The sequence below is a fragment of the Enterobacter sp. KB-280D8 genome, from assembly GCF_041399405.1.
GTDB classification, from domain to species: Bacteria; Pseudomonadota; Gammaproteobacteria; order Enterobacterales; family Enterobacteriaceae; genus Enterobacter; species Enterobacter cloacae_N.
Genome location: NZ_JBGKEC010000002.1, coordinates 852,023 through 877,802, shown reverse-complemented (window position 1 = coordinate 877,802; position 25,780 = coordinate 852,023). Strand labels below are relative to the sequence as shown.

At 50.8% G+C, this 25,780-nt stretch carries 24 protein-coding genes, 1 tRNA gene and 2 pseudogenes; 14 read left to right on the top strand and 13 right to left on the bottom strand.

Features of this window, described 5'->3' with window-relative positions:
- Positions 1–7: 7 nt before the first annotated feature.
- Together nqrF and nqrM are read left to right on the top strand one after the other, a co-directional pair.
- Complete coding sequence (nqrF, locus tag AB8818_RS09680) at positions 8–1,231, top strand: NADH:ubiquinone reductase (Na(+)-transporting) subunit F (RefSeq protein ID WP_116341725.1); 1,224 nt, start codon at positions 8–10, stop codon at positions 1,229–1,231.
- A 53-nt stretch (positions 1,232–1,284) separates the two neighbouring features.
- Positions 1,285–1,434: a (Na+)-NQR maturation NqrM gene (gene nqrM / locus AB8818_RS09675; RefSeq protein WP_192845943.1), complete on the top strand. Its 150-nt coding sequence runs from the start codon at positions 1,285–1,287 to the stop codon at positions 1,432–1,434.
- Positions 1,435–1,464: 30 nt separating this feature from the next.
- Here nqrM and AB8818_RS09670 read toward each other — a convergent pair whose 3' ends face one another.
- Positions 1,465–2,325: a glycerophosphodiester phosphodiesterase family protein gene (locus AB8818_RS09670; protein WP_192984640.1), complete on the bottom strand. Its 861-nt coding sequence runs from the start codon at positions 2,323–2,325 to the stop codon at positions 1,465–1,467.
- 158 nt (positions 2,326–2,483) lie between these two features.
- On the opposite strand from AB8818_RS09670, the gene dinB reads away from it, so the two are divergent.
- Positions 2,484–3,542: a DNA polymerase IV gene (gene dinB, locus AB8818_RS09665; RefSeq protein WP_116341719.1), complete on the top strand. Its 1,059-nt coding sequence runs from the start codon at positions 2,484–2,486 to the stop codon at positions 3,540–3,542.
- Between the two features lie 61 nt (positions 3,543–3,603).
- On the opposite strand, the gene pepD is transcribed toward dinB, so the two are convergent.
- Entirely contained in the window at positions 3,604–5,061 is a 1,458-nt protein-coding gene (gene pepD / locus AB8818_RS09660) for a cytosol nonspecific dipeptidase (protein WP_116341717.1), read from the bottom strand.
- A 260-nt stretch (positions 5,062–5,321) separates the two neighbouring features.
- Between pepD and gpt the strand changes: the two genes are divergently transcribed.
- The 3 genes from gpt to crl all read left to right on the top strand — a co-directional run bounded on the left by gpt (position 5,322) and on the right by crl (position 7,588).
- Positions 5,322–5,780, top strand: a complete 459-nt coding sequence (gene gpt / locus AB8818_RS09655; protein WP_003863205.1) for a xanthine phosphoribosyltransferase — start codon at positions 5,322–5,324, stop codon at positions 5,778–5,780.
- A gap of 104 nt (positions 5,781–5,884) precedes the next feature.
- Positions 5,885–7,129: an esterase FrsA gene (gene frsA / locus AB8818_RS09650; protein ID WP_192984637.1), complete on the top strand. Its 1,245-nt coding sequence runs from the start codon at positions 5,885–5,887 to the stop codon at positions 7,127–7,129.
- Between the two features lie 57 nt (positions 7,130–7,186).
- Complete coding sequence (gene crl, locus AB8818_RS09645) at positions 7,187–7,588, top strand: sigma factor-binding protein Crl (RefSeq protein WP_192984634.1); 402 nt, start codon at positions 7,187–7,189, stop codon at positions 7,586–7,588.
- Between the two features lie 112 nt (positions 7,589–7,700).
- Here the strand turns inward: crl and phoE are convergent, their stop codons facing one another.
- Positions 7,701–8,753: a phosphoporin PhoE gene (phoE, locus tag AB8818_RS09640; protein WP_116341713.1), complete on the bottom strand. Its 1,053-nt coding sequence runs from the start codon at positions 8,751–8,753 to the stop codon at positions 7,701–7,703.
- Positions 8,754–9,058: 305 nt separating this feature from the next.
- Between phoE and proB the strand changes: the two genes are divergently transcribed.
- From proB to AB8818_RS09610, 6 genes and pseudogenes are all read left to right on the top strand, one after another.
- Positions 9,059–10,162, top strand: a complete 1,104-nt coding sequence (proB, locus tag AB8818_RS09635) for a glutamate 5-kinase (RefSeq protein ID WP_116341711.1) — start codon at positions 9,059–9,061, stop codon at positions 10,160–10,162.
- Positions 10,163–10,173: 11 nt separating this feature from the next.
- Complete coding sequence (proA, locus tag AB8818_RS09630; protein WP_192984631.1) at positions 10,174–11,427, top strand: glutamate-5-semialdehyde dehydrogenase; 1,254 nt, start codon at positions 10,174–10,176, stop codon at positions 11,425–11,427.
- A 111-nt stretch (positions 11,428–11,538) separates the two neighbouring features.
- Positions 11,539–11,614: transfer RNA gene (locus AB8818_RS09625), tRNA-Thr, on the top strand.
- Between the two features lie 101 nt (positions 11,615–11,715).
- Positions 11,716–12,888, top strand: a pseudogene (locus AB8818_RS09620) (tyrosine-type recombinase/integrase).
- Positions 12,881–14,206 carry an ATP-binding protein gene (locus tag AB8818_RS09615; protein ID WP_316387354.1) on the top strand — a complete coding sequence of 442 codons (1,326 nt, stop codon included), beginning with the start codon at positions 12,881–12,883 and terminating at the stop codon, positions 14,204–14,206. Before AB8818_RS09620 ends, AB8818_RS09615 begins: the two are co-directional and overlap by 8 nt.
- Positions 14,190–14,849 carry an HNH endonuclease gene (locus tag AB8818_RS09610; protein WP_192983517.1) on the top strand — a complete coding sequence of 220 codons (660 nt, stop codon included), beginning with the start codon at positions 14,190–14,192 and terminating at the stop codon, positions 14,847–14,849. The genes AB8818_RS09615 and AB8818_RS09610 overlap by 17 nt, the downstream gene beginning before the upstream one ends.
- Positions 14,850–15,195: 346 nt before the next feature.
- On the opposite strand, the gene AB8818_RS09605 is transcribed toward AB8818_RS09610, so the two are convergent.
- Together AB8818_RS09605 and AB8818_RS09600 are read right to left on the bottom strand one after the other, a co-directional pair.
- Positions 15,196–15,759, bottom strand: coding sequence for a phage polarity suppression protein (locus AB8818_RS09605; RefSeq protein WP_192983514.1), 564 nt, complete (start codon positions 15,757–15,759; stop codon positions 15,196–15,198).
- 28 nt (positions 15,760–15,787) lie between these two features.
- Entirely contained in the window at positions 15,788–15,979 is a 192-nt protein-coding gene (locus tag AB8818_RS09600; RefSeq protein ID WP_192983523.1) for an ogr/Delta-like zinc finger family protein, read from the bottom strand.
- 96 nt (positions 15,980–16,075) lie between these two features.
- Here AB8818_RS09600 and AB8818_RS09595 point away from each other — a divergent pair, with 96 nt between their 5' ends.
- Entirely contained in the window at positions 16,076–16,618 is a 543-nt protein-coding gene (locus tag AB8818_RS09595; protein ID WP_192983512.1) for a type IV secretion protein Rhs, read from the top strand.
- A gap of 2 nt (positions 16,619–16,620) precedes the next feature.
- The gene (locus tag AB8818_RS09590) at positions 16,621–16,977 is read left to right on the top strand and encodes a putative T6SS immunity periplasmic lipoprotein (RefSeq protein WP_192983509.1); all 357 of its coding nucleotides are present in this window, start codon (positions 16,621–16,623) and stop codon (positions 16,975–16,977) included.
- A 23-nt stretch (positions 16,978–17,000) separates the two neighbouring features.
- On the opposite strand, the pseudogene yecR reads toward AB8818_RS09590, so the two are convergent.
- From yecR to AB8818_RS09550, 8 genes and pseudogenes are all read right to left on the bottom strand, one after another.
- Positions 17,001–17,111 (bottom strand): annotated as a pseudogene (gene yecR / locus AB8818_RS09585) (YecR family lipoprotein); the annotation flags it as partial.
- A gap of 294 nt (positions 17,112–17,405) precedes the next feature.
- Complete coding sequence (locus AB8818_RS09580) at positions 17,406–18,152, bottom strand: cyclopropane-fatty-acyl-phospholipid synthase family protein (protein WP_192983520.1); 747 nt, start codon at positions 18,150–18,152, stop codon at positions 17,406–17,408.
- Between the two features lie 10 nt (positions 18,153–18,162).
- Positions 18,163–18,420: a YjhX family toxin gene (locus AB8818_RS09575; protein ID WP_028012097.1), complete on the bottom strand. Its 258-nt coding sequence runs from the start codon at positions 18,418–18,420 to the stop codon at positions 18,163–18,165.
- A gap of 240 nt (positions 18,421–18,660) precedes the next feature.
- Positions 18,661–20,598 (bottom strand): bifunctional diguanylate cyclase/phosphodiesterase, encoded by a 1,938-nt coding sequence (locus AB8818_RS09570; RefSeq protein WP_163330392.1) that lies wholly within the window; start codon positions 20,596–20,598, stop codon positions 18,661–18,663.
- A gap of 17 nt (positions 20,599–20,615) precedes the next feature.
- On the bottom strand, positions 20,616–21,110 hold the full coding sequence (locus AB8818_RS09565; protein ID WP_116341701.1) for a molybdopterin-dependent oxidoreductase: 495 nt from the start codon (positions 21,108–21,110) through the stop codon (positions 20,616–20,618).
- A gap of 796 nt (positions 21,111–21,906) precedes the next feature.
- Complete coding sequence (locus tag AB8818_RS09560) at positions 21,907–22,491, bottom strand: cytochrome b (RefSeq protein WP_116341699.1); 585 nt, start codon at positions 22,489–22,491, stop codon at positions 21,907–21,909.
- On the bottom strand, positions 22,488–23,561 hold the full coding sequence (locus tag AB8818_RS09555) for a catalase family peroxidase (RefSeq protein WP_192983507.1): 1,074 nt from the start codon (positions 23,559–23,561) through the stop codon (positions 22,488–22,490). Before AB8818_RS09555 ends, AB8818_RS09560 begins: the two co-directional genes overlap by 4 nt.
- 328 nt (positions 23,562–23,889) lie before the next feature.
- Entirely contained in the window at positions 23,890–25,674 is a 1,785-nt protein-coding gene (locus tag AB8818_RS09550) for a diguanylate cyclase (RefSeq protein ID WP_192983504.1), read from the bottom strand.
- Positions 25,675–25,780 lie beyond the last annotated feature (106 nt).

The following is a 25,780-nucleotide window of genomic DNA, read 5'->3' as shown; positions in this document are numbered from 1 at the left end:
CTAACAGATGGAAATTATTCTTGGCGTGGTGATGTTCACGCTGATAGTACTGGTGCTGTCAGGGCTGATTCTGGCGGCGCGCGCAAAGCTGGTCAATTCCGGGGATGTGATCATTGATATCAATGACGATCCGCAGAACCAGATCCGCACCCCGGCAGGGGATAAGCTGCTTAATACGCTCTCGGGGAACGGGATTTTTGTCTCGTCAGCCTGCGGTGGCGGTGGTTCATGTGGGCAGTGCCGTGTGACGGTGAAAGAGGGAGGCGGGGATATTCTGCCAACTGAACTGTCGCATATCACGAAGCGTGAAGCGAAAGAGGGTTGCCGCCTGGCATGCCAGGTTGCGGTGCGCCAGAACATGAAGATTGAGCTGCCGGAAGAGATCTTCGGCGTGAAAAAATGGGAGTGCGAGGTTATCTCGAACGATAACAAAGCGACTTTCATTAAAGAGCTTAAGCTGCGTGTCCCTGAAGGGGAGAGCGTCCCGTTCCGCGCGGGGGGCTATATTCAGATTGATTGTCCGGCGCACACCGTGGCGTATGCTGACTTCGACGTGCCCGATGAATACCGCGCCGACTGGGATAAATTTAACCTCTTCCGCTTCGTTTCCGAGGTAAAAGAGCCCGCGCTTCGCGCCTATTCCATGGCTAACTACCCGGAAGAGAAGGGCATTATTATGCTCAACGTGCGTATCGCCACGCCGCCACCGAATGTGCCTGATGCGCCGCCGGGCGTCATGTCGTCATATATCTGGTCCCTCAAGCCGGGTGACAAGGTGACGATCTCCGGTCCGTTCGGCGAGTTCTTTGCCAAAGATACCGACGCGGAAATGGTCTTTATCGGCGGCGGTGCCGGTATGGCCCCGATGCGCTCGCACATCTTCGACCAGCTCAAACGTCTTAGCAGCAAGCGTAAAATCAGCTTCTGGTACGGTGCGCGTTCGCTGCGCGAAATGTTCTACGACGATGAGTTCGAGCAGTTGGCGCGTGAGAACCCTAACTTTACCTTCCACGTGGCGCTTTCCGATCCGCAGCCGGAAGATAACTGGACGGGCTATACGGGCTTCATCCACAACGTGCTGTATGAAAACTACCTCAAACAGCATCCGGCACCGGAAGACTGCGAGTTCTATATGTGTGGCCCGCCAATGATGAACGCCGCGGTGATCAAGATGCTAAAAGATCTCGGCGTGGAAGATGAGAACATCCTCCTTGATGATTTTGGAGGCTGATCGTGTTGACCTTTCTGGCAACCTTCGCGGTGTTTGTGCTGGTGATCTTCGGGATGTCGTTGGGCTGGATCATCAAGCGTAAAAGTATTCAGGGCAGCTGTGGAGGCATCTCTTCCATCGGGATGGAAAAGGTGTGCGACTGCCCGGAACCGTGCGATGCGCGTAAAAAACGGATGGCTCGGGACCAGCAGAGGATCATCTAGAAAAAGGCCGCTTCGTGCGGCCTTTTTCATTTATTTCCAGCTTTTGGCTTTGGCTGGCGAGTCCACAAGAACTCCTTCGGCACCCAGTGTTTTCGCCTTCTGGTAGTCCTCTTCAGAGTTCACGCCGATAAAAATCAGATGGGCATTGCCCTGAGAGCGGAAGCAGTCAACGGCCTCTTTGTCCCACGTTAATGTTGCAGGAGAGACACCTTCGCCTAAGGTGAATTTCTCGACTACCTCTACTTTTCGGTTTAACTCAAGCCCATACCAGTAATCGTCCATTTTTTGTGAAGGAGGCAGACATTCGTGGCTCAACGAAATCGTGGCCAGACGCGTGCGAGTCTCGCTGCGTGTGACAAAGCGGGGGATTTCGGCAGGCAATGCTTCCATATAGCGATCTTCGGTTGAATAGACGCGAACGCGGTTCAGGCTGTTGGTCTCTTTCAATACGTTAAGCAGCGTATTGCCCATGGTCGCTGGATCTGCATCCGGCGATTTGATGTCAATGAAAAATCGCGTATCTGGCCAGGCGGTCAGTACCGACTTCAGCGTCGGTATCGGAGTATTAAGCAGGTTTTCCGGCAGGCCTTTATCTTTCCACTTCACGCTGGCATCCGCCTTTGCCAGTTCTTCAGCGGTATACTGTGACACCTTTCCCTGCAGATTGGTTAACGCCTTCAGGTCGGCAGGTCGAAAGAGAACCGGTACGTCATCCCGGCTTAACTGCACGGTTATCCAGACGATATCTGCTTTGTTTTCGAGCGCGAGCTTTATGGCTGGCAGGGTGTTTTCAGGTGCATCCGCGGTACCGCCCCGGTGGGCGACGATTTCTGGATTTGCTGATGCGGCACTCGCCAGAAACAGTAGCGAAACCGATAATATTTTCTTCATGAATGATTACCCTTCATTAATTATATAAGTGTATGTAAATAAAGGATTTGTTCTGAGGATTTGTAACACGTTTTTATGACAACTGTGAGTAAGGAAAATTGCTGACGCATTTTTTGCCTTTTGTTATACTGTATATAAATACATGTGTGGTATGACCGATGCGCAAAATAATCCATGTTGATATGGACTGCTTTTTTGCCGCAGTGGAGATGCGTGACAACCCGGCGCTGCGGGATATTCCCATCGCCATTGGCGGCAGCCGCGTTCAGCGCGGTGTGATAAGCACCGCCAACTATCCTGCGCGCAAATTTGGCGTGCGCAGCGCCATGCCGACGGCGATGGCGCTGAAACTGTGTCCGCACCTCACCCTTTTGCCCGGTCGCTTTGACGCCTATAAAGAAGCCTCAAACCATATTCGGGAAATTTTCTCCCGCTACACCTCACTGATTGAACCGCTATCGCTGGACGAAGCCTATCTGGACGTCACCGATAGCCTGCACTGTCACGGCTCCGCTACCCTGATGGCGCAGGAGATCCGACAGACCATTTTCAACGAGCTGAATCTCACCGCATCGGCAGGCGTCGCGCCGGTAAAATTTCTCGCTAAAATCGCCTCCGATTTAAATAAACCCAACGGCCAGTACGTCATCACCCCTGAAGAGGTCCCGGCGTTTTTAAAAACGCTGCCGCTTGGCAAAATCCCCGGCGTAGGCAAAGTCTCCGCCGCTAAGCTGGAAAGTATGGGGTTACGCACCTGCGAAGATGTGCAGCGAAGCGACCTGGCGATGCTGCTCAAGCGCTTTGGGAAGTTTGGTCGCGTGCTGTGGGAGCGCAGTCAGGGCATCGATGAGCGTAGCGTAAGCAGCGAACGGTTACGTAAATCGGTCGGGGTTGAACGCACGCTGAGCGAAGACATCCATGACTGGTCGGAATGCGAAACCATTATTACGGAACAGCTCTATCCGGAGCTGGAACGACGCCTGAGCAAAGTAAAGCCTGATTTACTGATTGCCCGACAGGGCATCAAACTGAAATTTAACGACTTTCAACAGACAACGCAGGAGCACGTCTGGCCGCGCCTGAACAAGGAGGATCTTATCGCAACGGCGAAAAAGGCGTGGGAAGAACGACGAGGCGGACGAGGGGTGAGGCTGGTGGGACTGCATGTCACATTACTGGACCCGCAGTTAGAACGTCAGTTGGTTTTGGGATTGTAATAGCCCCGTGGCACGAGGTTGTTCACCCTCTCCCTTGAGGGAGAGGGCTGGGGTGAGGGGATTACTTCGCAGGAATCGCCTTCAGCAGTTCCGTCAGCAGCGTCCAGTAATGGCCGACGCTTTCGATATGAACCTGCTCATCAGGAGAGTGCGGACCGGTGATGGTCGGCCCGATGGAAACCATGTCCATATCCGGATACGGTTTCTTAAACAGGCCACACTCCAGACCCGCGTGGATCACCTGGATGTTCGGGGTGCTGTTGAACAGACGCTGATAGGTTTCACGCACCAGCGCCATTACCGGAGAACTTGCATCCGGCTGCCAGCCCGGGTAGCTGCCTTTTGCAGACGTTTTCGCGCCTGCCAGCGTACCCAGAGATTCCAGCATGCTCACCACGTACTCTTTACCACTATCGATCAGGGAGCGGATCAGGCAGATGATTTCCGCGCTGTCATCGCTCATGGTCACCACGCCCACGTTAAGGGAGGTTTCCACCACGCCTTTCGCCACGTCAGAGTTGCGAATAACGCCGTTTGGCGTCGCATTCAGCAACTGAACGAAAGTGTCACGAGACTGCGCGGTCAGCGCGGCTTTATCCGTAGAAACGGATTCCAGCACCACGGTCAGGTTCTTCTCTTTCGCCGACAGTTCGTTTTTCAGGATATCCAGGTAGACGCTGGAGAGTTTTTTCAGCTCGTCCGCTTTCGCCGCTGGCACCGCCACGGTGGCAAAGGCTTCGCGTGGGATTGCGTTGCGCAGGGTACCGCCGTTGAAGTCCACCAGACGAAGATCCAGCTCGGCCGCGTGGCCTGCCAGGAAGCGCGCCAGCAGCTTGTTGGCATTACCCAGTCCCAGGTGAATATCACCGCCCGAGTGACCGCCTTTCAGCCCTTTCAGTGTCAGCTTGAAGGTTTGGAAGCCCGCAGGAATCGCTTCGCGAGACAGAGGCAGAGTAGAGATGAAATCAATCCCGCCCGCGCAGCCCATGTAGATCTCACCTTCTTCTTCGGAGTCGGTGTTGATCAGGATGTCTGCCTGCAGCCAGTTCGCCTGCAGACCGAACGCGCCGTCCATGCCCGCTTCTTCTGTCATGGTCAGCAGCACTTCCAGCGGACCATGCTCAACGCGGTCGTCGGCCAGCACCGCCAGCGCAGAGGCCATACCGATACCGTTATCCGCGCCCAGCGTGGTGCCACGCGCTTTCACCCAGTCGCCGTCGATGTACGGCTGGATTGGGTCTTTAGTGAAGTCGTGAACGGTGTCGTTGTTTTTCTGCGGCACCATGTCCAGATGCGCCTGCAGCACAACCGGTTTACGGTTTTCCATACCTGCGGTGGCAGGTTTGCGGATCAGAATGTTGCCAACCTGGTCGCGCTCAGCGTGCAGGCCTTTTTCCTTCGCCCAACCCATAATATGTTCGGCAAGCTGTTCTTCATGGTAGGAAGGGTGTGGAATGGAGCAAATTTTGGCAAAAATATCCCACAGTGGCTGCGGAGATAATTGAGACAGTTCAGACACGATAAGTCTCCTTGTCGAGGCACTGCAAACAGGGTTGCAGGCCACAGGGTTAGCAGGTTAATAGTTACCACAAGACAGGCTTGCGAGATGCAACTGAGAATACCACTTTCTCTGCTGGCGGGTAGCATAAAGCATGTAAAAACTCAGGCAGAGGGCGCTAAACACTGGTTTTTAGTGCGTCAGATCTCTATAATCTCGCGCAACCTATTTCCCCCTCGAACACTTTTTAAGCCGTATAAAAACAGGCTGGGACACTTCACATGAGCGAAAAATACGTCGTCACCTGGGACATGTTGCAGATTCACGCACGCAAACTGGCTGCGCGTCTGATGCCTTCCGAACAGTGGAAAGGCATTATTGCCGTCAGCCGTGGCGGTCTGGTACCGGGGGCGCTGCTGGCACGTGAGCTGGGTATTCGTCATGTCGATACCGTCTGCATCTCCAGCTATGACCATGATAACCAGCGTGAGCTGAAAGTGCTGAAACGCGCTGAAGGCGACGGTGAAGGCTTCATCGTTATCGACGATCTGGTGGACACCGGCGGTACCGCGGTGGCTATCCGCGAAATGTATCCAAAAGCGCACTTCGTGACGATCTTTGCTAAGCCGGCGGGCCGTCCGCTGGTTGACGATTACGTAATTGATATCCCGCAGGATACCTGGATTGAACAGCCGTGGGATATGGGCGTGGTCTTCGTACCGCCTATTTCAGGCCGTTAATTTCAGTACGTAACTTTACACGCCCGGCTATGCCGGGCGTTGTTCTTTTTATCCCGCCACGCGTTACAATGGGCACTATATGACGTATCCATGGAGGCAACGCAATGACGCAGGCGAATCTCACCGAGACTCTTTTCAAACCCCGTTTCAAACACCCTGAAACGTCGACGCTGGTCCGTCGGTTTAATCCGGGTACCATGCCTGCCGTCCAGTCTGCGTTAGACGGTAAAAACGTGCCCCACTGGTACCGCATGATTAACCGCCTGATGTGGATCTGGCGCGGTATAGACCCCCGTGAAATCCTCGACGTGCAGGCGCGTATCGTGATGAGCGAGTCGGAGCGTACCGACAGCAAGCTTTACGATACGGTGGTGGGCTACCGGGGCGGAAACTGGATCTACGAATGGTCTAAACAGGCGATGCTCTGGCAGCAAAAAGCCAGTCAGGAAGAAGATGCCACGCGCAGCGGCAAGCACTGGCTGCATGCAGCCAATCTCTACGCCATCGCCGCCTATCCGCATTTGAAAGGGGATGAGCTGGCCGAGCAGGCTCAGGCGCTGGCGAATCGTGCCTATGAGGAGGCGGCTCAACGCCTGCCGGGTCAGATGCGCGAGCTTGAGTTCGCCGTTCCGGGCGGTGCGCCCGTCACCGGGTTCCTGCACATGCCTGAAGGCGATGGCCCGTTCCCGACCGTGCTGATGTGCGGCGGTCTGGACTCCCTGCAAATTGACTATTACAGCCTGTATGAGCGCTACTTCGCACCAAAAGGGATCGCGATGCTGACGCTCGATATGCCATCCATTGGCTTCTCGTCGAAGTGGAAGTTAACGCAGGATTCCAGCCTGCTGCACCAGCATGCGCTTAAAGCGCTGGAAAATGTTCCGTGGGTTGACCACACCCGCGTGGCGGCATTCGGCTTCCGTTTTGGGGCCAACGTCGCGGTGCGTCTGGCTTATCTTGAATCTTCGCGGCTGAAGGCCGTCGCCTGCCTGGGCCCGGTGGTTCACGCCCTGCTCAGCGATCCTGCCCGTCAGGGCAGCGTGCCGGAGATGTACCTTGACGTGCTGGCCAGTCGCCTTGGCATGCATGATGCATCAGACGAAGCGCTGCGTGTCGAACTTAATCGTTACTCGTTAAAAACGCAGGGGCTGCTGGGCCGCCGCTGCCCGACGCCGATGCTTTCCGGTTTCTGGAAAAACGATCCGTTCAGCCCTGAGGAAGAGTCACGCTTAATCACTTCGTCATCTGCGGATGGCAAATTGCTTGAGGTGCCGTTCAGCCCGGTGTATCAGAATTTTGACAAAGCCTTGAAAGAGATCACGCGCTGGATCGCCCAGAGAGTGTGTTAATAGATTGCTAAATTTCGCTGGTTTGGTAAAACAGTGGCTTCACAAAAGGAGATCGCAATGACGTTACCGAGTGGACACCCGAAAAGTAGGCTGATTAAGAAATTTATGGCTCTCGGCCCGTATATTCGAGAAGAGCAGTGTGAAGAGAATCGCTTTTTTTTCGACTGCCTGGCTGTTTGCGTCAACGTGAAGCCTGCGCCCGAAAAACGTGAATTCTGGGGCTGGTGGATGGAAATGGAAGCAGAGGAGAAACGTTTTACGTATAGCTACCAGTTTGGCCTGTTTAATAAAGACGGCAACTGGCAGGCGACCACCATTAAAGATCAGGAAGTGATCGATCGCCTGGAATATACCCTGAAAGAGTTCCACGACAAAGCGAGCGCACTGCTGGCCACCCTGGACCTTAAGTTCGAGCCAGCGGATGACTTTTCCGGCGAAGCGGTGAAGCTGACCGCGTAATGGTTTTCTCCCTCTCCCTGTGGAAGAGGGCCGGGGTGAGGGCATCAGACCGCATTTATCTCGGGCAAAAAAATCCCGGCTTATATGCCGGGATTATCTTATTTGGATAATCTTAGAACTGGTACGTCACGCCCAGCGCAACGATATCATCGCTGCTTACGCCCAGTTTATTATCGTCGTCAATCTGGTTGATTTTATAATCAACAAACGCGGACATATTCTTGTTGAAGTAATAGGTCGCGCCAACATCAATGTATTTCACCAGATCTTCATCACCAATACCTTCGATATCTTTGCCTTTAGACTGGACATAACCCAGCGACGGGCGCAGACCAAAATCGAACTGATATTGCGCAACAACTTCAAAGTGTTGTGCTTTATTTGCAAAGCCGCCTGAAATTGGCGTCATATTGCGGGTTTCAGAATACATCGCTGCCAGATAAATATCGTTCGCGTCGTATTTCAGACCGGTAGCCCAGGCCTCTGCTTTCTGCCCCTGGCCACGCGCCAGCAGGTTCTGCGCGTTGGTGCGGTCAGAGTTGGTGTACGCGCCGCTGACCGCGAAATCGCTGCCGCCGAAGTCATAGGTCAGAGACGTACCGAAACCGTCACCGTTCTGTTTCTTGGCGTCACGGTTTTCGTTTTTACCCTGGTACTGAAGCGTCATGTCCAGGCCGTCAATCGCACCGAAGAAATCCGTGTTACGGTAGGTGGCAAGACCGGACGCACGCTTGGTCATAAAGTTGTCGGTCTGCGCGGAAGAGTCGCCGCCAAACTCCGGGAACATATCGGTCCACGCTTCGACGTCGTACAGGGCACCCAGGTTACGACCGTAGTCCAGTGAGCCAAAGTCTTTCACTTTCAGACCAGCAAACGCCAGGCGTGTTTTCTGCGAGGAGTCGCTTTCCGCTTTATTACCGGCAAATTCTGCTTCCCAGCGGCCATAGCCCGTCAGTTGATCGTTAATCTGGGTTTCGCCTTTAAAACCGAAACGAACGTACGTCTGGTCACCATCTTTGGTGTCATCATCACTGATATAGTGCATAGCTTTCACTTTGCCGTACACGTCCAGTTTATTACCGTTTTTATTATAAACTTCTGCTGCGTGAACAGATGCGGAAGCCACCACGCCCATAACCACTAATGCCAGAGTGCTCTTTTTCATTTTCGATCCTGTCTTATAAACGCGCTTAGAAAATTCGCTGGACGATAAGCTCATGCTTAAGTCCCGTGAAAAAACAGGAAGGGTTTTATCGTTCTGGAATGAAACTTTTATGACAAACTAAGAATAATTTTAAAAAACTGTGATTTATTATTACGGTAATAAATTTGTCAAATTCTGCCGCTACGCTTCCTGATCCCGCGCAACAAAGTGCCTGGTGATGCACTAAGGCAGTTGGCAACCGGGCTGACTCCTGTTAAAACGTTCGTTCGACATTACTTTCCCTTATCGTTGAACGGCAGAGAATCATGAGTGACAGCCAGACGCTGGTGGTAAAACTCGGTACCAGTGTGTTAACAGGCGGATCGCGCCGCCTAAATCGCGCCCACATTGTTGAGCTTGTACGTCAGTGCGCTCAGCTGCATGCCGCAGGGCACCGTATTGTGATTGTGACCTCCGGGGCGATTGCCGCCGGGCGTGAACACCTGGGTTACCCCGAACTCCCCGCGACGATCGCCTCTAAGCAGTTGCTGGCCGCCGTGGGACAAAGCCGACTCATTCAACTCTGGGAACAGCTGTTCTCTATCTACGGTATTCACGTCGGGCAGATGCTGCTGACGCGTGCGGATATGGAAGACCGGGAGCGTTTCCTTAACGCACGCGATACGCTGCGCGCGCTGCTGGACAACAACATTGTTCCCGTTATCAACGAAAATGATGCCGTTGCCACCGCTGAAATTAAAGTGGGCGATAACGATAACCTCTCTGCGCTGGCCGCCATTCTGGCCGGTGCCGATAAATTGCTGCTGCTGACCGATCAGCAGGGGCTATTTACCGCCGACCCGCGCTCCAACCCGGATGCTGAACTGATCGCCGACGTTCACGGCATCGACGATGCCCTGCGCGCCATTGCCGGTGACAGCGTTTCAGGCCTGGGTACGGGTGGCATGGGCACTAAGCTGCAGGCCGCTGACGTGGCCTGTCGTGCCGGTATCGACACTATTATTGCTGCGGGCAGCCGCCCTGGCGTGATTGGCGATGTGATGGAAGGCATTTCCGTCGGCACCCGCTTCCATGCCCAGGAATCCCCGCTGGAAAACCGCAAGCGCTGGATATTTGGTGCGCCTCCCGCTGGCGAGCTCGTCGTCGATGAAGGGGCAACCGCCGCGATTCTGGAACGAGGGAGTTCATTGCTTCCTAAAGGAATTAAAAGCGTGACAGGCAACTTCTCCCGTGGTGAAGTGATCCGCATCCGTAACCTTGAAGGTCGCGACATTGCGCACGGCGTAAGCCGCTATAACAGCGATGCCCTGCGCCGCATTGCGGGCCACCACTCGCAGCAGATCGACGCCATTCTGGGCTATGAATATGGTCCGGTTGCCGTGCATCGCGATGACATGATTATTCGTTAAGGAGCCAGAACATGCTGGAACAAATGGGCGCAGCCGCGAAGGCCGCCTCTTACAAACTGGCGCTCCTTTCCAGCCGTGAGAAAAACCGCGTGCTGGAAAAAATCGCTGATTATCTGGAATCACAGTCCCAGGAAATTTTGCTCGCCAACGAGCAGGATTTACTGGAAGCGCGTCGCAACGGTCTGAGCGAAGCGATGCTCGACCGCCTGGCGCTGACCCCGGCGCGCCTGAAGGGCATCGCCGACGATGTGCGTCAGGTCTGCAATCTGGCTGACCCGGTTGGGCAGGTGATTGACGGTGGGCTGCTCGACAGCGGTTTACGTCTGGAACGCCGCCGCGTGCCGCTCGGCGTCATCGGCGTGATTTATGAAGCCCGTCCAAACGTGACGGTTGACGTCGCTTCCCTGTGCCTGAAAACCGGTAACGCCGCCATTCTGCGCGGCGGGAAAGAGACCTGGCGCACCAATGCCGCGACGGTAAAGGTCATCCAGCAGGCGCTGGAAGAGTGCGGCTTGCCGGCGGGTGCCGTGCAGGCGATAGAAAGTCCTGACCGCGCGCTGGTCAACGAGATGCTGCGCATGGACAAATACATCGACATGCTGATCCCACGCGGTGGCGCGGGCCTGCACAAGCTGTGCCGCGAGCAATCGACCATTCCGGTGATCACCGGCGGCATCGGCGTATGCCATATCGTGGTCGACGACAGCGCTGAAATTGAACCGGCGCTGAAGATTATCGTGAACGCGAAAACCCAGCGTCCTAGCACCTGTAATACGGTGGAAACGCTGCTGGTGCACCAGGATATCGCAAACACCTTCCTGCCGGCCCTGAGCAAGCAGATGGCGGAGAGCGGCGTGACGCTGCATGCTGACGCCAACGCGCTCGCACTGCTTCAGAATGGCCCGTCTAACGTGGTTCCCGTAAAAGCGGAGCAGTACGATGACGAGTTCCTGTCACTGGATCTGAACGTGAAGTTGGTGGCGGATCTCGACGACGCCATTGCGCACATCCGTGAACACGGCACCCAGCACTCGGACGCCATTCTGACGCGCACGCTGCGCAATGCCGATCGCTTCGTGAACGAAGTGGACTCATCCGCTGTGTATGTGAATGCCTCCACCCGCTTCACCGACGGTGGACAGTTTGGGTTGGGCGCAGAAGTGGCGGTCAGCACGCAGAAACTGCACGCGCGCGGTCCGATGGGACTGGAAGCGCTGACCACCTACAAGTGGATCGGCTTCGGTGACGATACGATTCGTGCGTAAATAATCACGGGTGATGCAAAAATAGCCGTTTGATTCAAAAGGGCATTGACGCATCACCCGGATAGATCTAACCTTTTGCCCCGTGGTTACACTCGTAACCGGCCTCTCAGGGCCGATATAGCTCAGTTGGTAGAGCAGCGCATTCGTAATGCGAAGGTCGTAGGTTCGACTCCTATTATCGGCACCACCCCAACTTCCTCAAACGTCCATAACCATCCAGTAGAATCCGGTACTAAATGTATATCGGATTGTGTATATGTTCCTGTTCGGTCTTGGATTCCTATACACATGCCTTTAAACGATATGCAAATTCGACGCGCTAAGCCTGAAGTTAAACCCTATACGCTTGGGGATGGTCAAGGCTTGTCATTGCTTATAGAACCTAATGGAAGCAAGAGCTTGCGGTTCCTCTATCGCTATGCCGGGAAACCCAAAATGATCTCGCTTGGGGTTTACCCAACGATCACCCTGCCGATGCTCGTTCCCATCGCGATGAAGCTTGAAAACTTGTGGCAGAAGTAAAGAACCCAAGTGAGGTTCGAAAAGAGCAAAAGCTAGCTCTGCAAACAGAGTCAGAGAACGCCTTCGAAAAAATAGCCAGAGAGTGGCATCAGCTTAAATCTGCTAAATGGTCAGCGGGATATGCATCAGACATCATGGAAGCGTTTAAGAACGACATTTTCCCTTATGTCGGAACAAGGCCAGTGGGGGAGATTAAACCGCTAGAGCTGCTGAACGTTCTGTGTAAAATTGAGAAAGGTGGTGCGTTGGAGAAAATGCGAAAGTGCGACAGCGTTGCTCCGAAGTGTTTCGCTACGCAATTGCAACTGGCAGGGCGGAGTATAATCCTGCGGCGGATCTTTCCAGCGCTCTCGAAGTACATCAATCCAATCATTTCCCGTTCTTAAAAGGTAATGAGATACCTGATATTCTACACGCCTTAGAGTGTTACACCGGGAGTAAGCTTGTTCAGATAGCCACTTACTGATGATTACGGGCGTGAGAACCATCGAATTACGCGCGGCATTATGGCAAGAATTTGATCTGGATAACGCTATTTGGGAAATTCCCGCTGAAAGGATGAAAATGCGCAGGTCACATCTTGTGCCATTGTCGTCTCAAGCGTTAGATTTACTCCGTGAACTCAAAATCATGACAGGGAACTATCGTGATGTTTTTCCGGGGCGGAATGATCCGAATAAGTCTATGAGTGAGGCAAGCATAAATCAGGTCATAAAACGTATTGGCTATAGCGGACGAACTACTGGACATGGTTTTAGACATACGTTATCAACAATTCTACATGAGCAGGGATATGAGAGTTCATGGATAGAAATGCAACTGGCGCATGTTGATAAAAACAGTATCCGTGGGACGTATAATCATGCAACATATATTGATAGTCGTAGGGAAATGATGCAGTTTTACAGCAATGTTATTTTTGAGGTTAAAAATGATTAAAAGTTTTTATTCGAATTCTTTGAATAAAGAATACCAATTTTTAATGGGTGATGAAAAAGTTAATGATAATGTGTTTACTATCATCGTTGGTAAGAATGGTGTTGGTAAATCTAGATTGCTAAACGATGTTATCAATACTTATTTAATTCAATATGACAAACAGACTAAATTAGTTTTCCCAACAAAAATAATTGCAGTTTCCACTAGCGTGTTTGACCGTTTCCCTTTGTTTAATAGACCTCGTTCATCAGGTTCTGTGCCAAACTATTTCTATGTCTATAATGGTGTGAGAAGTCAATTCGGTAGTGGTGTGATGAGGCTTATTAATAACGTTGGGGGAGCGCTAATTAATAATTTCTTAAACAGTGTCGACATTGACCGAGGAAACACAGCAAGAATATTTGATTTCCTAGAATTCAAAGATGAGTTTAGCTTAGCATTCAGAATTCATCATCATCGGATTAAACATATAATTGATAGATTAAATGATGATGATAATGATGATCCTATTAGATTTGGAAGTGTATCCGATCTTGCTTGGTCAAAGAATGAAGCAAAAGAAATGATTCTTGTTCTGGAGGAGGTAGCTAGATATTTTTCATTTGAAAGAATCTACGATAAGCAAAGTGATATTAGATGGATATTAGATTTTTCAAATTCTAAGAAGCTATGTATAAAAGATGGAGTTGAAGTGCAGGAGTTCATTGTAATGCAACTTCTTAAGCTTATTAACTTCAATATCATATCAGTTTTTGATGTTAATATATTAAAAAAAGAAATAGGCAGCGTATCTTTAAAGAGGGCAAGTTCTGGTGAGCAATGCATTTTTTCAACGTTATTTTCAATTGCAGGAAGCATAAAAGACCACTCTTTAGTGGTAATTGATGAACCTGAGATTAGTCTACATCCAGAATGGCAAGAAAAATATATAGAAATTGTTTCTGAGGTTTTTTCTCATTATAAAGGTTGTCATTTTATAATAGCGTCTCATTCTCCTCAAATTATTTCTCGTTTAAAATCAAAGCACAGTTATGTATTGTCCTTACACCTCAATAAGTTATTTAATGCGGATCATTTTGTAAAAAAATCCTCTGATTTTTTACTTGCTGAATTGTTTGATAGTCCTGGGTATAAGAATGAGTATGTGACTCGAATTGCTTTAAATGTTTTTGCGAAAGTTAAATCAAAGAAAATGTTTGATGATGATGATGTTTATACTATACATAAACTTAAAGAATTTAAGAAATTTGTAGTGAAAGAAGATCCGGTGTATGAGTTGATAGCCTCATTGGAGGAGATGTATGACTTCTATTCCTGATATTACTATGCCATATCAATTCTCAAAGGAAGAGTTAGCTTTTCTAGGTGAATTGAAAAAACGTCCTGATTTTGATCATAATATTTGGTCTTGTGATGAACTTTTAAATTTGCGTAAAAATATTAGGCAACACTACCGTAAGGTGCAAAAGGGAATATGCGCCTTCTGTAAGGAACCTCTTTCCTTACAATCAGCTAGGAATTGTGATATCGAACATTTAATTCATAAATCTGGAAATGAAAACTTCATGTTTGAGCCAAAAAACCTTTGCGTTCTTTGTGCTGATTGTAATGAAATAAAGAGGGCTCAGGAAATTCTAGGCGATTTACCTAAAGTTGTTAAAGGGAAAGCAGTTAAATATCCAAGTTCGTCCGATAGATTCTTAATATATCATCCTCATTATGATAAATGGGATAGGCATATTAAAAAATTCAATAAAATATATGTTGATCGTACTAAGAAAGGTAGTTATACGATCCATGTATGTAAGCTGAATAGGTTTTTTCATGAGTTTGATATAGATGAAGAATATGTCAGTGAGGCAGATCTAACAGATCTTATGAGTAGATATTTAAATGAAAATGATGCTCTTAAAAAAAGCACCATTCTCAATAGCATTAGAAGCTTGTTAAATAACTTTTAAACATGAACCTATCAATATTACTAAGCTATTGATAGGTTTTTAATTATTTAAATATGGTTAACTTCATGTTTTATTACCATACAAATAAGTATGATCCTCTCTACTATAACTAATAGGGACATCTAAAATGTATCTGTTTGAGTCCCTTGTGCGCAATGCTCTCCCCTCCCCGCCTGCCCGCTTAAGGGAACGCATTTAATGCAGGTGCATGACCAGCCTCATAGCGCGGCAGTGCTGGCGCTGGCGGGGATTCAGTGTCGGTAAAACGCATGCAAAACCATGCACCTTATGCATGCATGGCTTTTTTACGTAAAAATGGCGGTATTTTCGGGGATTTTCGAAAGTACTACTGCGCAGCCAGTTCTGCACGGCGGGGGGTGTAATTCAGGTTCTGTGCAGGCGTGAATTTTTCACGATTATCATCCCGTGAAGCCGTGTCAGGCCTAAATCCGATGGCCGTTAAAATGTCATTACCCTGCGCCGAATAATTAATTTTTTCACCAGCGGCCAGCCAGACCTGCAGCGCCTCACGCAAATAGTCGAGTGAGTGCTGCATGGCGCAGCGCTGAATGGCGGAATGCTGCCCGGAATAATTCACCAGCTCCGGGGCAAGGGCGGCGGCCAGCTCCGCGCCGTGCGCCTGCATAAAATCATTCAGACGGTTACGGATGCTGATTCGCTGCACCTCCTCATGCGAGTGGATATAACGCCCGGCAGCCTGATTTATTTCCCACTTTTTCTCATCGATAATTTCGCGCAGGGTTTGCAGGCTCCGGCCGCTGTGGCCGTTACCGGCAAGCTGTTCACGGTACGCCTGTTCGGCCTGCTTCAGTTCATCCCGGCGTTGCATCCAGGCGGATTTATTTACCTGACAGGCCTCAAAGGCTTTCTGTAGCGTCAGTGTGGTCACGTATGTCTCTCCTGATGTCTGGCTGTGCTCACGCACCGGCACGGTTAACGGTGGCCGCCGGTGCGGGTACAGGGATGAGCGGCACTGTCGCCGGTGAACGAATAATCCCTTCGATGGATTCAAGCGTGTGGAACGTGGCCGAGCATTCGATGTTCATACACTGGTGATAGCGCTGTTTGACGTTATCGGACAGATAACAACATGTTTTTAACTTACCGATCTAGTCGCTAAATGGCTTTTCTTTTCCAAAATCTGTTAGTTGCGCATTTTATGCACCCTGGATAACCTGTGATAATCCATACAAGGAGGGCAATTTATGAGCGCACAGGCAGAGGAAGGAACATTACGCCGGATGACGCCAGGCGAGATTGCAATGGCTCGCAGGGTGTTCGGTGATTCGATAGTTTATAGCCGTGTCTGGATTCATTGCGACAGCTATTTACCGTTCGGACTACAGAAACAAAACTACGCGATGACCCCCAACGGGGAGTTGTGGTACAGAAAACCAATGTACAAGGGAGATTTTTCCTCAAACTCGGTTTTCATCGAAGATAAATATGTTTTCATCCATGAGCTTGGACATGTGTGGCAACACCAGCACGGGCAATGGGTGAGAATGCGGGGAGCTTTTAGCTGGGCTGCTGAATATACCTACAGGCTGGATAAAGAAAAGCTCACTGATTACTCTCTTGAACAGCAAGCCTCTATTTTAGCTGATTACTGGTTATTGCTGGTTTATGGGATAAGTAAGTGGTCTTACTATCAGAGACCGGGGCGCATGGGGATGTACAGGGGCGTAGATTTGTTGCAGGATATCCCTTCGCTTTACCAGAAAATCGTAACAGGGAAGGGGCGTTAAACATGAAGAACAAAATGTTGCTGGGTGCTGTATTTCTCTTAACGGGATGCCCTGGGCCTGGTGATCGAATGGTCGATCGTGAATCTACAACGGTATTTATCAAAGATAATCAAGTTTGTGTGGTGTCACCACTGGAACCACAGGAACGGATCACTGCTGTCCAAATAAACAGCGATAATAGCGACTCTCTCCACAAGATTTTTGATGATAAGCCTCTTTATGTCCCAAAGGGTGATTGTCTTCCTGTGTTCGGATTTAAATTTACATCTGGAGAGAGGTATAACTTCGCGTATGAAGTCCAATCTGATAAATCAGAGTCGCATTTAGTCACTGCTGAATTTTCTTATTCCAAAGAATAAGGGGGGCATTCTGCCCCCAAATATTACTTTTTCAATTTACCAGTACATTGATATTCCATTGTGACCATTGTTTCCATACATCTGCTTGAGGATGGCTGAGAACAAGCAGAAGTAGAACCGCCGAAAGGCTCCGCACCAGAATAGCCTCATGCAGCGAAATATCCATAATGCTACCTTCACAAATGTGTCTGGTTGTTTTACGTGCAATATATTATCTCCATCGTTTTCTCTCATTAGTAAATGGTCTGGAATACCATTCGTCCAGTAATAGAGAAAAAAGGGATGTTAAGAAAGCGTCTGTGATTGCGGACATCGGAAAGGCAATGATTAAAGGTTTTTACCCTTCGGACGTAGCGCAGCGTTCACAATGCTAAGCGCTTCCTGCCTAAGGCGGTATAGCCCCAAAAGGCTATACCACTCGTTCCCTCCTATCGTGCAATTAACGCAAACACGCCCCAGCCAACATATTCCCTTGTGTAAGCCACGTGGCGCTTGGGCGCTACCGTCAGCTCCGCGCGCACCTCCTGTGCAAAATCATCGTCGGGGTTTTGCTCCAGCCAGCGGCACATTGTCATCCATTTCGCGGCTTCGTATCTGTCCCAGCCCTCCTGGTCTGCCAGCACCATTTCGACCAGGTCATAACCCTGCTGATCGAAAGACGCGACGAGATCGGGCAGGGTGAGAAAGTCTGCGGTGGACGAGACGCCGCAAGCCCGAGCCGTCTCCTCCGTTGCGGGAACCTGTCGCCAGTAAGGTTCGCCGATGAGCATGGTTCCCCCAGGCTTAAGGCTTTGTGCCAGCAGGTCCATCGTCCCGGCAACGCCGCCAGCAATCCACGTGGCGCCAACGCAGGCTGCCACGTCGCATTGTTCATCAGCCACGTAGCCTGCCGCGTCGTTATGCACAAAATGGACGCGTTCGCTGACGCCTAGCACCTCTGCGCGCCGCGTTGCCTGCGCGGTAAAGAGCGGGCTCATGTCGATGCCGATACCAGTAATCCCGTAATCACGTGCCCAGGTGCACAGCATCTCTCCTGAGCCGCTGCCGAGATCGAGAATGCGTGCGCCTGGCTTCATGCGTAACACGCGCCCCAGCGTGGCGTACTTATCTGGCGTGAAGGGGTTATGAATGCGATGTTCGCTTTCGCTAATGGTAAAAATACGTGGGATATCCATCATCCTCTCCTTAACGATTATCAGGCTGGGCACGGACGTTATTCAGCCCGGTGGTATTGATGCGGTAGGGCTGACCGTTAACGGATTTGATCAGCTTTTTGGTTTTGAGTTTTTTGAAGACGGCGAGCGTGCAGTCGCTGAGCAGCAGACCTTCGCGGCTGTAGCATTCAACGGCGGTGACGCGGCCGGACGTATCGCGGACGTGCACAATACGGCCACCTTTGGCGAGAACGTGTAAGGTACGCTGTTCCTGACGGGATAAATTCATACTGGAAAACCTGTTTCATCATCATGTGCAAAACGTGCAAACACACAGCGGTGTCCGCATTCGATTTCGGCGCAGTGATAATCAGTCCGGCCTGAAAAGGTCGGGGAAACTGATTATCGGATGATGACATTCTCCAGCATCAAAGCCTCGGGTTGAGTAGAAAGGTATTTACGGGGTGAATGGTAACACCGGGTTATTGTATGTGAATACCCAGAGCTGAAAAGTGTGATCCCGGTAGGATCACACGGTACCGTTTTTTATTTTTCTGTCGATTTCAGCCTGCGGCTTGCCGAAAAGATAGCCCTGCACGAGATCGCAGCCCAGCGCCTGAAGGCGTTCAAGCTGCGCTTCGGTTTCCACACCTTCTGCAATAACCCGCATATTCAGGCTCTTTGCCATGCTGGTAATCAGTTTAACGATATTAAGGGCATCATCCTGCGTGGATATCGGATTCACAAAGGATTTATCTATCTTAATTTTATCAAAATTCAGTTCACTCAGTCGCGAGAGCGATGAATATCCCGTTCCGAAATCATCGATGGAAATTTTGACACCCAGTGCTCGGAGTTTTTTGAGAATAGTGATCGGCATGTTGCTGTCACTGAAGAGCGAAGACTCTGTTACCTCTAACTCAAGTCGGCTGGCCGGCAGGCCTGTCTCTTTCAGGATGGACTGAACCATCGTCGTAAACGATTTTGTGCCTAACTGAACGGGTGAGACGTTCACCGAGATTCTGGCCGGCACCGCCCAGGACACCGCTTCCCGGCAGGCAAGTTCAAGCACATTTTTGCCGATCTCATTGATCATGCCGGTTTTTTCAGCAACAGAAATAAAGTAATCAGGTGACAATATCCCCTTCACCGGGTGTATCCAGCGAATAAGCGCTTCATAGCCGTAAATTTCATTGCTGAATGAATCGACAATAGGCTGGTAATAAACAACGAATTCATGGTTATCGATCGCGAGAGCCATATCATGCTCAAGGGTTCTGCTTTCCTGCAGCTTCTGCAGCATCCACTGGCGGAAGACTTTTATCTGCTGTGAGCCCTCTTTTTTGGCTTCGTAGAGGGCAAGATCGGCGAATTTATAGAGATAATCCGAGCGCCGTTCATTATCAGATAAAACGATACCCACACAGGTGGCAATTTTTATCAGCTGGTTATTAATCGTATAGGGCTGACTGATACGATCGCTGATCTCTTTAGCGCGCGAAACCGCAGCGCTTTCGGTCAGGCCGCTCGAGAGAAGTGCAAATTCGTCACCGCCCAGGCGGTAAAACGTATCTGTCGCGTTGCTCATTGAGGTAAGCCGTCGGGATACCTGATTCAGCAGTAAATCGCCCGCATCATGGCCATAGGTATCGTTGACCTCTTTAAATCGGTCTAAATCAAATAACATCACCGTAACAGGGGTATGGTTTTTATCTGCCTGAAGGTTAATTTTATTGAGGTCGTCCCAGAAGAAAAGACGGTTTTTCATGCCGGTGAGGGAGTCATGATACACATCGTATTCCAGCTTCGAATTCTGGATTTGCAGCGTTTCTTTTGACAGCTGAAGTTCGTCAGCGAGGGTTTTAACCTGCATATGGGCTTTAAGAATATTTTTATTCTGGTAGATCATTAAGAATCCCAGAATAAAGCTTAATATCACCAGCAGTAACGAAAGTGCTGAGTAAATATAATAAAGAATCTGTATTTTATGGTTGGATTCATTAATCGTGTTAATATCTTTTGTTAACGCACTTGAAGACAGTTGACTTAGCGGCGCGTCGAGCAGGTGCATATTTGCCAGGTACTTTTTTAACTCTGCATGGCTCATTTTTTCCAGATTACTGTCCAGATAGGCCAGTATTTCTTCCAGGCGTGCAGCAAGCTCTTGATGCGTTTTATCGCTCCCAATATAGCGGCCTAAATCTCCTCCTTTCAGCAATTCGCCCTGGCTGAGCATAATTTCGAGACGCATGCGGGCCTGGTCTATCGTAACGTCATCGGTATCGGTTGCGTATAGACCAAGCCATGATTCAAATCGGTAATACTCGGATACCAGTTGAGCCACGGACCAGGACTCGGTGTAATGAGTTAATTTTTGCAGCTCTTGCTGACGATCGTAAACAAGAAAGGCAATATATCCCGTCGTGATAAAAAGAGAAAAAATGATACCAACCAGTATCCTGTTCATTATGTTCTCCTGAACTGCTACTCAATCTTCATTTTGCTAACCTGCCATGCTGAACGCGAGTAATAAATCTGATTATTCAACTCAGGAAGACTGTCATAAGGGTATACAATGAATGAGGGTCCTTTATCGCGGATGCGCATATATTCGCCATTAATCTTTAAGGCAAGAATGGCATTATATTTTTTAAAATCACTAAGAGGTATAGCGGTAGCGTAATCATTGAGCGCAATCACATTTACGTTAGTCCCTTTTGCCCCAACATAATCCATGAGCTTGCTCATTGGAACACCCTCAAACTTCGTGCGGCCCGTATACCAGGGAGAGGTCGTCTCGAAGCTCACCATACCCAGTTTTTCAAGGCTGGCGAGATCAAACACTGCTTTTCCAGCTTCGTTCGTATTTTCTATATTACCGTAAATCGTCAAAATGGGTTTTCCCGCGGGTTTCGGCAACTCACCCGCCCAGGCTAAACTCTGAACCAGACAGCATACCAGCATTAGGGTTAATCGCATTATGGCCTCCACTTTTGAACAGAAGTATATGAATTATAATTTAGTAATCCTACTAGTTTATATATTTTGTTGAGCCACCCTTATCTTTGCAGTGGTTATCTTTTAAATTTCTTACTAATCATATGGTTAGCGTGTTTTTGCAATGGTGGGAGTAAGGGGCCTTAAACGCGTCATTTTTTTTAGATACGCTGGCTTTACTTGAATAAACTCTCTGGCGTTTAAAAAACGATCGTTTTTATTGACTCACGTTTTTCTCTCCGCAGATTCATCTGTGATACAAACCCTTTAAACGTACTTAACGCTTGAAAGCGGTGTCGTTATCCGCTTGGGCAGGCGCCGGGATGCTACCCGCTCATGCGCTATGCACCCTGCTAAATCGTGCCCCTGCATGTCTGACGACGGGGCGACAGGCGACAGTCTTTTTTTAAAAGTTTGTTGGGTGCGCGAACAGTAATCTTTATTTGTCACGCCTGAAATTATGACCTGACTTTGTACCGACGGCGAAAGAGTAAAATGTCGTAGAGCAGCCTCCATTTTTCCAGGAAAAATCTTAGACCTTCGTCTGTGGATATTATCCATTTCTTTAATATATCAGTCGCGTTTATTCTGGCAGGGGAGCCCCGGAATGTTCGGGATAATATCGGGAGTGTCGATAATATTTTTGTGGTATTTCAAGGTGTACCCAGAGCGAAAACAATATGCCTCGCTCAGGTTGCTAAATGATGCGCCACCCGATTTCCATCCGGGTAGCGAACAGGGAAATTAAACAAACGGACGCGGTTGGGCGATGGGAATGTTAGCGCTCTTGAGACGGCTGACTCGCCGATTTGCCGCTTTTCGCCATGCTGGCAAAAACGCTGTCCCGGTAGATCCAGGCATGAACTAATGCGGCTGAAATATGTAAGAGCACCACGGCAAAAAGGAGTTTCGCCAGAAGGCTATGGGCATCGTGGCACCATGCGAAAAGCGTTGGGCTTGTTGGCACAATCGGTGGGAGGTTAAAACCCTCAAACATAACGACGGGCAAGCCTGCTGCCGACAGCTGCGCCCAGCCCAAAAATGGCATTGCCAGCATGAGCGCATACAGCAGCCAGTGCGACGCCTTTGCCGCAAATACCTGCCAGAAGGGCAAATCTGCAGGGAGCTGGGGGGGCTGGCTACGCAGGCGGTTCATCAGACGGAGCAGCGCCAGCAGTAGTATGGCAATCCCCAGAGGGCGATGCAGGTCGATTAGCGCTATCCGATGATGGAGCGTCGTCATCATTGCCGTACCAATGAACAGCATTGCCAGAATCATCGCCGCCATGAGCCAGTGCAGCCCTCGAGCCAGCGCGTTGAAATGCTGGGGCGTTTTTTCTTGTCCTTCACGGTTCGGGTTCATTTAACCTCCTGCATTTGAACGGCCTCGGTTGCCTTGCCGTAGCCAATTTCCCGCTCGCGGCGGCTGAAAGAGTGTGAATACGCGGCAGAACGCGCGTTCAGGACAGGATCGGCAGACACTTCCACACCCGCTGGAACCGTCGATGGGTCGAAGTTAACGTCGCGGCAGGGACCCTCTGCCTGGGCTTCCACCTGCGTCACCTCCAGCGTTCCGGCCACAATTTGCTTGCGATCGTTCGGCCACGGCTGGGAAGGGTCATCCACCGGGTCACCCGGCTGCGCGAGCTGAAGAACGAAATCCCAGTAGAGAGGTTTCTGAGCAAGTCTCTGGCTGACGCCCTCGAACATGGCGTTGCGATCGGCTGTCTGACGCTGCGCCTCGCTCAACGATATAAAAGGATCGTGCGGGCGCATCATCCAGCGCACCGCCTGGCGATTACCGTGGGCGTCAACAAGATAGAAGGCGTTAATACTGTAGAACGTTGCGCCAGCAAAACTGCCGGGAGCGGGTTTGTGTGCCGCCCATTTAAGGTATTTCTCTGCTTCCGGATAGGCTTTTAAGAATGCAGCGAGCCGCTGCGGATCCGGTTTGCCGGTTGCTGCATCTGGCGCGGTTGCTTTGCGAAGAGCCAGAAAGCCTTCTGGATCCCGGGTGGCAAAGTAGGGCTCGTTGTTCATCGCCATACGCCACTGCTGTTTGTCGTCTGTGCTGAACATCAGTGCCATGCTCAGGGTTTTCGTTGAGTTATCCGCCGCGTAGGGGTTGCCAGTGCCAATAGAGAACCGGCCGACAACGCGCGTTTCCGTTTGTGAAAAGAGACGCGCAGTAGACAGTGACCTCGCAGCTCCTTCAGGAACGAAGTTTCCGGTAAAGCACATCCCTTTGCCGTGCGCACGGCGAAATCCAGGAGGAAACGGCGTTGGCGTTTCCGGGACTAATGCCTGGCTGATGGTGCGTGAACCAAGCCAGCCCGCCGTCCACGCAAATGCGGAAGCCATCGCCCCCGCGATCGCGGCAATTAAGGCCAGCGCTCCCCAGGTTTTTTTGGATCGTAAATCCACTTTAGACATAGACGTTTTTCCATTGTGAAGAATAATGCCTGCCACGCTCACAATCTTCTGCGCTGCATGCATTAATACAGGGGTAAAGATGAGGCGATTATTTTTTTATAATCGCGGTAACATTAACGCCGTGGTTAATATGCCAGAGGATATTTTTATGATGAGGCGGCCACCTACGCGCTAAATAATAACGGACTGAAAAGTCAGTATTTTTATAACGTGCGTTTGTCCGCTCTGAGAAGAGTATATGAGGTAAACCCGATCAAAAAAGAATATCACGAAAAGTTTATCATTTTCTGATACCCGACATTCTTGCGTCTGCCACCCGGCGGGTGGCCTAGCCCGCTTCCAGCATCCCAAAACTCACAATTCGCGAGCGTCCCAGCTCTTTCGCCCGGTACAGGGCCACGTCCGCGGCGCGCAGCAGGTTGTCGCTCTGAGCATGCTCTGGATAGCTGGCGATGCCAATCGACACATCCACCGGCCCAATCTCGGTCAGCCCGTAGCGAAGCGACAGTTCATGCACGGCGGTGTAAATCTTCTGCGCGCAGGCATGCGCCTCTGCTTCACCGGCATTGGGAAGCAGAACCAGAAACTCCTCGCCCCCGTAGCGGAACGCCAGCCCGCTGTCGTGCGCGGCCCGCTGAATAATCGACGCCACGTTTTTGATCACCCCATCGCCGGCCTCGTGACCAAAGCGGTCATTGATGCTTTTGAAGTGATCGATGTCGATCATCATGCAGCTTAACGGCTCGTCGTTGCGCATGGCCTGCGTCATTTGAGTATGCAGGGTGTCTTCCAGATGATGGCGATTACGCAGGCCGGTAAGCGGGTCAAATAAGGCTTTTTCCAGCAACGCGTCGCGCAGGCGCTGGTTTGCCAGCGCCAGCCCGAGCGCCTCGGCCATCAGTTCCAGATACGCGCGGGAAGGGGCATTTTCCGGGGTGATGTTCTGGAACGAGAGCAGGCCAATAGCCTCGCCCTGGGCGATAAGCGGCACGCACAGCGCGCTTTCCTCCTGTGACGCCGGGAGATGATAGCAGGCGACATCCGGCTCACCGTTAACCGGCGGGTGGCTCTGACCGCGACGCACGGCCCAGCACGCATCGGGGTGGAACGTGGTCTCATCACCGGTCGGTGAAAGCCATTGGGTGGCGCAGCGCATTTGCCACGGATCGCGATCGAAAACGTAGAGCCGTCCCGCTATACCCGGCGCGATGTTGGGAGCAAACATCTCCGCCACGTTAATGACATCGTTAAAGTTTTCACACCCCTGCAGCCGCTGCGTCATGCGCGCCAGCAGCTCGCGGATGGCCCAGTCGGCGTCGCGCTCTTTTTCCAGCCGCTGTCGCGCAAGGCCGTTTTCGCGGAAGATGCGGATGGCCTGAGCCATATCGCCTATCTCATCAACCTGGGTGAAGTTCGGGGGTTCGACGGCGTAATCCTGTGATGCCAGACGATGAACGACGTCGCTCAGGCGTACCACCGGACGCAGCACGCGACGCTTGAGGATAAAGCCCATCACAAACAGGAAGAGCACGGCGGTCAGTCCGACCATCACCTCTGAAGCGGTACGAAGCGCTTTTGACGTTCTGGTGGCAGCCTGCACGTCGGCGATAATGCGCTTGTCCAGCAGCAGGCGAAAGCGGTCGATGTTACTCTGCGCCCGCTCTAATTCCAGTTCGTAACTTTTACCGAAGAGTAACGCAACGGCTTGCCGATCTTCGCCCCGGGTGATGCCGTCAATGGCTGCCTGCTGCTCATCCTGCAGTTCGTCAACAATCTTCAGTCCGTCATACAGCAGCGCCAGCTCCTCACCCGATGCTCCCATGTTTTTGAGCTGCTGCAGCGTGTGTTCAATATTCTTCATTTCAGCTTCTTTCGCCTGATATTTCTCCAGCACATCAGGCTCTTTTTTAATGGCGTAAAGTCGCGCTAGATCAGAGAGCACCCAGGCGTCTGTTTCGATCTCTTCCGTAATCTCATCAAACACTTGCCGTTGTTTTACGGCCTCACGTTCTATGTTGTCGGCATGGGAAGCCATCACCATGACGATGCCGGAAGCAATGGTCAGGCACACCGTGACTCCATAAGCCCAGTTTGTGATCGTGGCGATTCGCACCTGTTGGTTTCCTCTACGGCAAAAATGGAAGAACATTCTTTCAGATTATAGAAAACCTCTGATTCAGAGCGAAAAAAAAGGCGGCACAGCGCCGCCTTTCAGAACG

Coding starts and splice junctions, on each gene's coding strand:
- nqrF (WP_116341725.1), top strand. CDS start 8: ATGGAAATTATTCTTGGCGTGGTGATGTTCACGCTGATAGTACTGGTG.
- nqrM (WP_192845943.1), top strand. CDS start 1,285: ATGTCGTTGGGCTGGATCATCAAGCGTAAAAGTATTCAGGGCAGCTGT.
- AB8818_RS09670 (WP_192984640.1), bottom strand. CDS start 2,325: ATGAAGAAAATATTATCGGTTTCGCTACTGTTTCTGGCGAGTGCCGCA.
- dinB (WP_116341719.1), top strand. CDS start 2,484: ATGCGCAAAATAATCCATGTTGATATGGACTGCTTTTTTGCCGCAGTG.
- gpt (WP_003863205.1), top strand. CDS start 5,322: ATGAGCGAAAAATACGTCGTCACCTGGGACATGTTGCAGATTCACGCA.
- frsA (WP_192984637.1), top strand. CDS start 5,885: ATGACGCAGGCGAATCTCACCGAGACTCTTTTCAAACCCCGTTTCAAA.
- crl (WP_192984634.1), top strand. CDS start 7,187: ATGACGTTACCGAGTGGACACCCGAAAAGTAGGCTGATTAAGAAATTT.
- phoE (WP_116341713.1), bottom strand. CDS start 8,753: ATGAAAAAGAGCACTCTGGCATTAGTGGTTATGGGCGTGGTGGCTTCC.
- proB (WP_116341711.1), top strand. CDS start 9,059: ATGAGTGACAGCCAGACGCTGGTGGTAAAACTCGGTACCAGTGTGTTA.
- proA (WP_192984631.1), top strand. CDS start 10,174: ATGCTGGAACAAATGGGCGCAGCCGCGAAGGCCGCCTCTTACAAACTG.
- AB8818_RS09615 (WP_316387354.1), top strand. CDS start 12,881: ATGATTAAAAGTTTTTATTCGAATTCTTTGAATAAAGAATACCAATTT.
- AB8818_RS09610 (WP_192983517.1), top strand. CDS start 14,190: ATGACTTCTATTCCTGATATTACTATGCCATATCAATTCTCAAAGGAA.
- AB8818_RS09595 (WP_192983512.1), top strand. CDS start 16,076: ATGAGCGCACAGGCAGAGGAAGGAACATTACGCCGGATGACGCCAGGC.
- AB8818_RS09590 (WP_192983509.1), top strand. CDS start 16,621: ATGAAGAACAAAATGTTGCTGGGTGCTGTATTTCTCTTAACGGGATGC.
- AB8818_RS09580 (WP_192983520.1), bottom strand. CDS start 18,152: ATGGATATCCCACGTATTTTTACCATTAGCGAAAGCGAACATCGCATT.
- AB8818_RS09575 (WP_028012097.1), bottom strand. CDS start 18,420: ATGAATTTATCCCGTCAGGAACAGCGTACCTTACACGTTCTCGCCAAA.
- AB8818_RS09570 (WP_163330392.1), bottom strand. CDS start 20,598: ATGAACAGGATACTGGTTGGTATCATTTTTTCTCTTTTTATCACGACG.
- AB8818_RS09565 (WP_116341701.1), bottom strand. CDS start 21,110: ATGCGATTAACCCTAATGCTGGTATGCTGTCTGGTTCAGAGTTTAGCC.
- AB8818_RS09560 (WP_116341699.1), bottom strand. CDS start 22,491: ATGAACCCGAACCGTGAAGGACAAGAAAAAACGCCCCAGCATTTCAAC.
- AB8818_RS09555 (WP_192983507.1), bottom strand. CDS start 23,561: ATGTCTAAAGTGGATTTACGATCCAAAAAAACCTGGGGAGCGCTGGCC.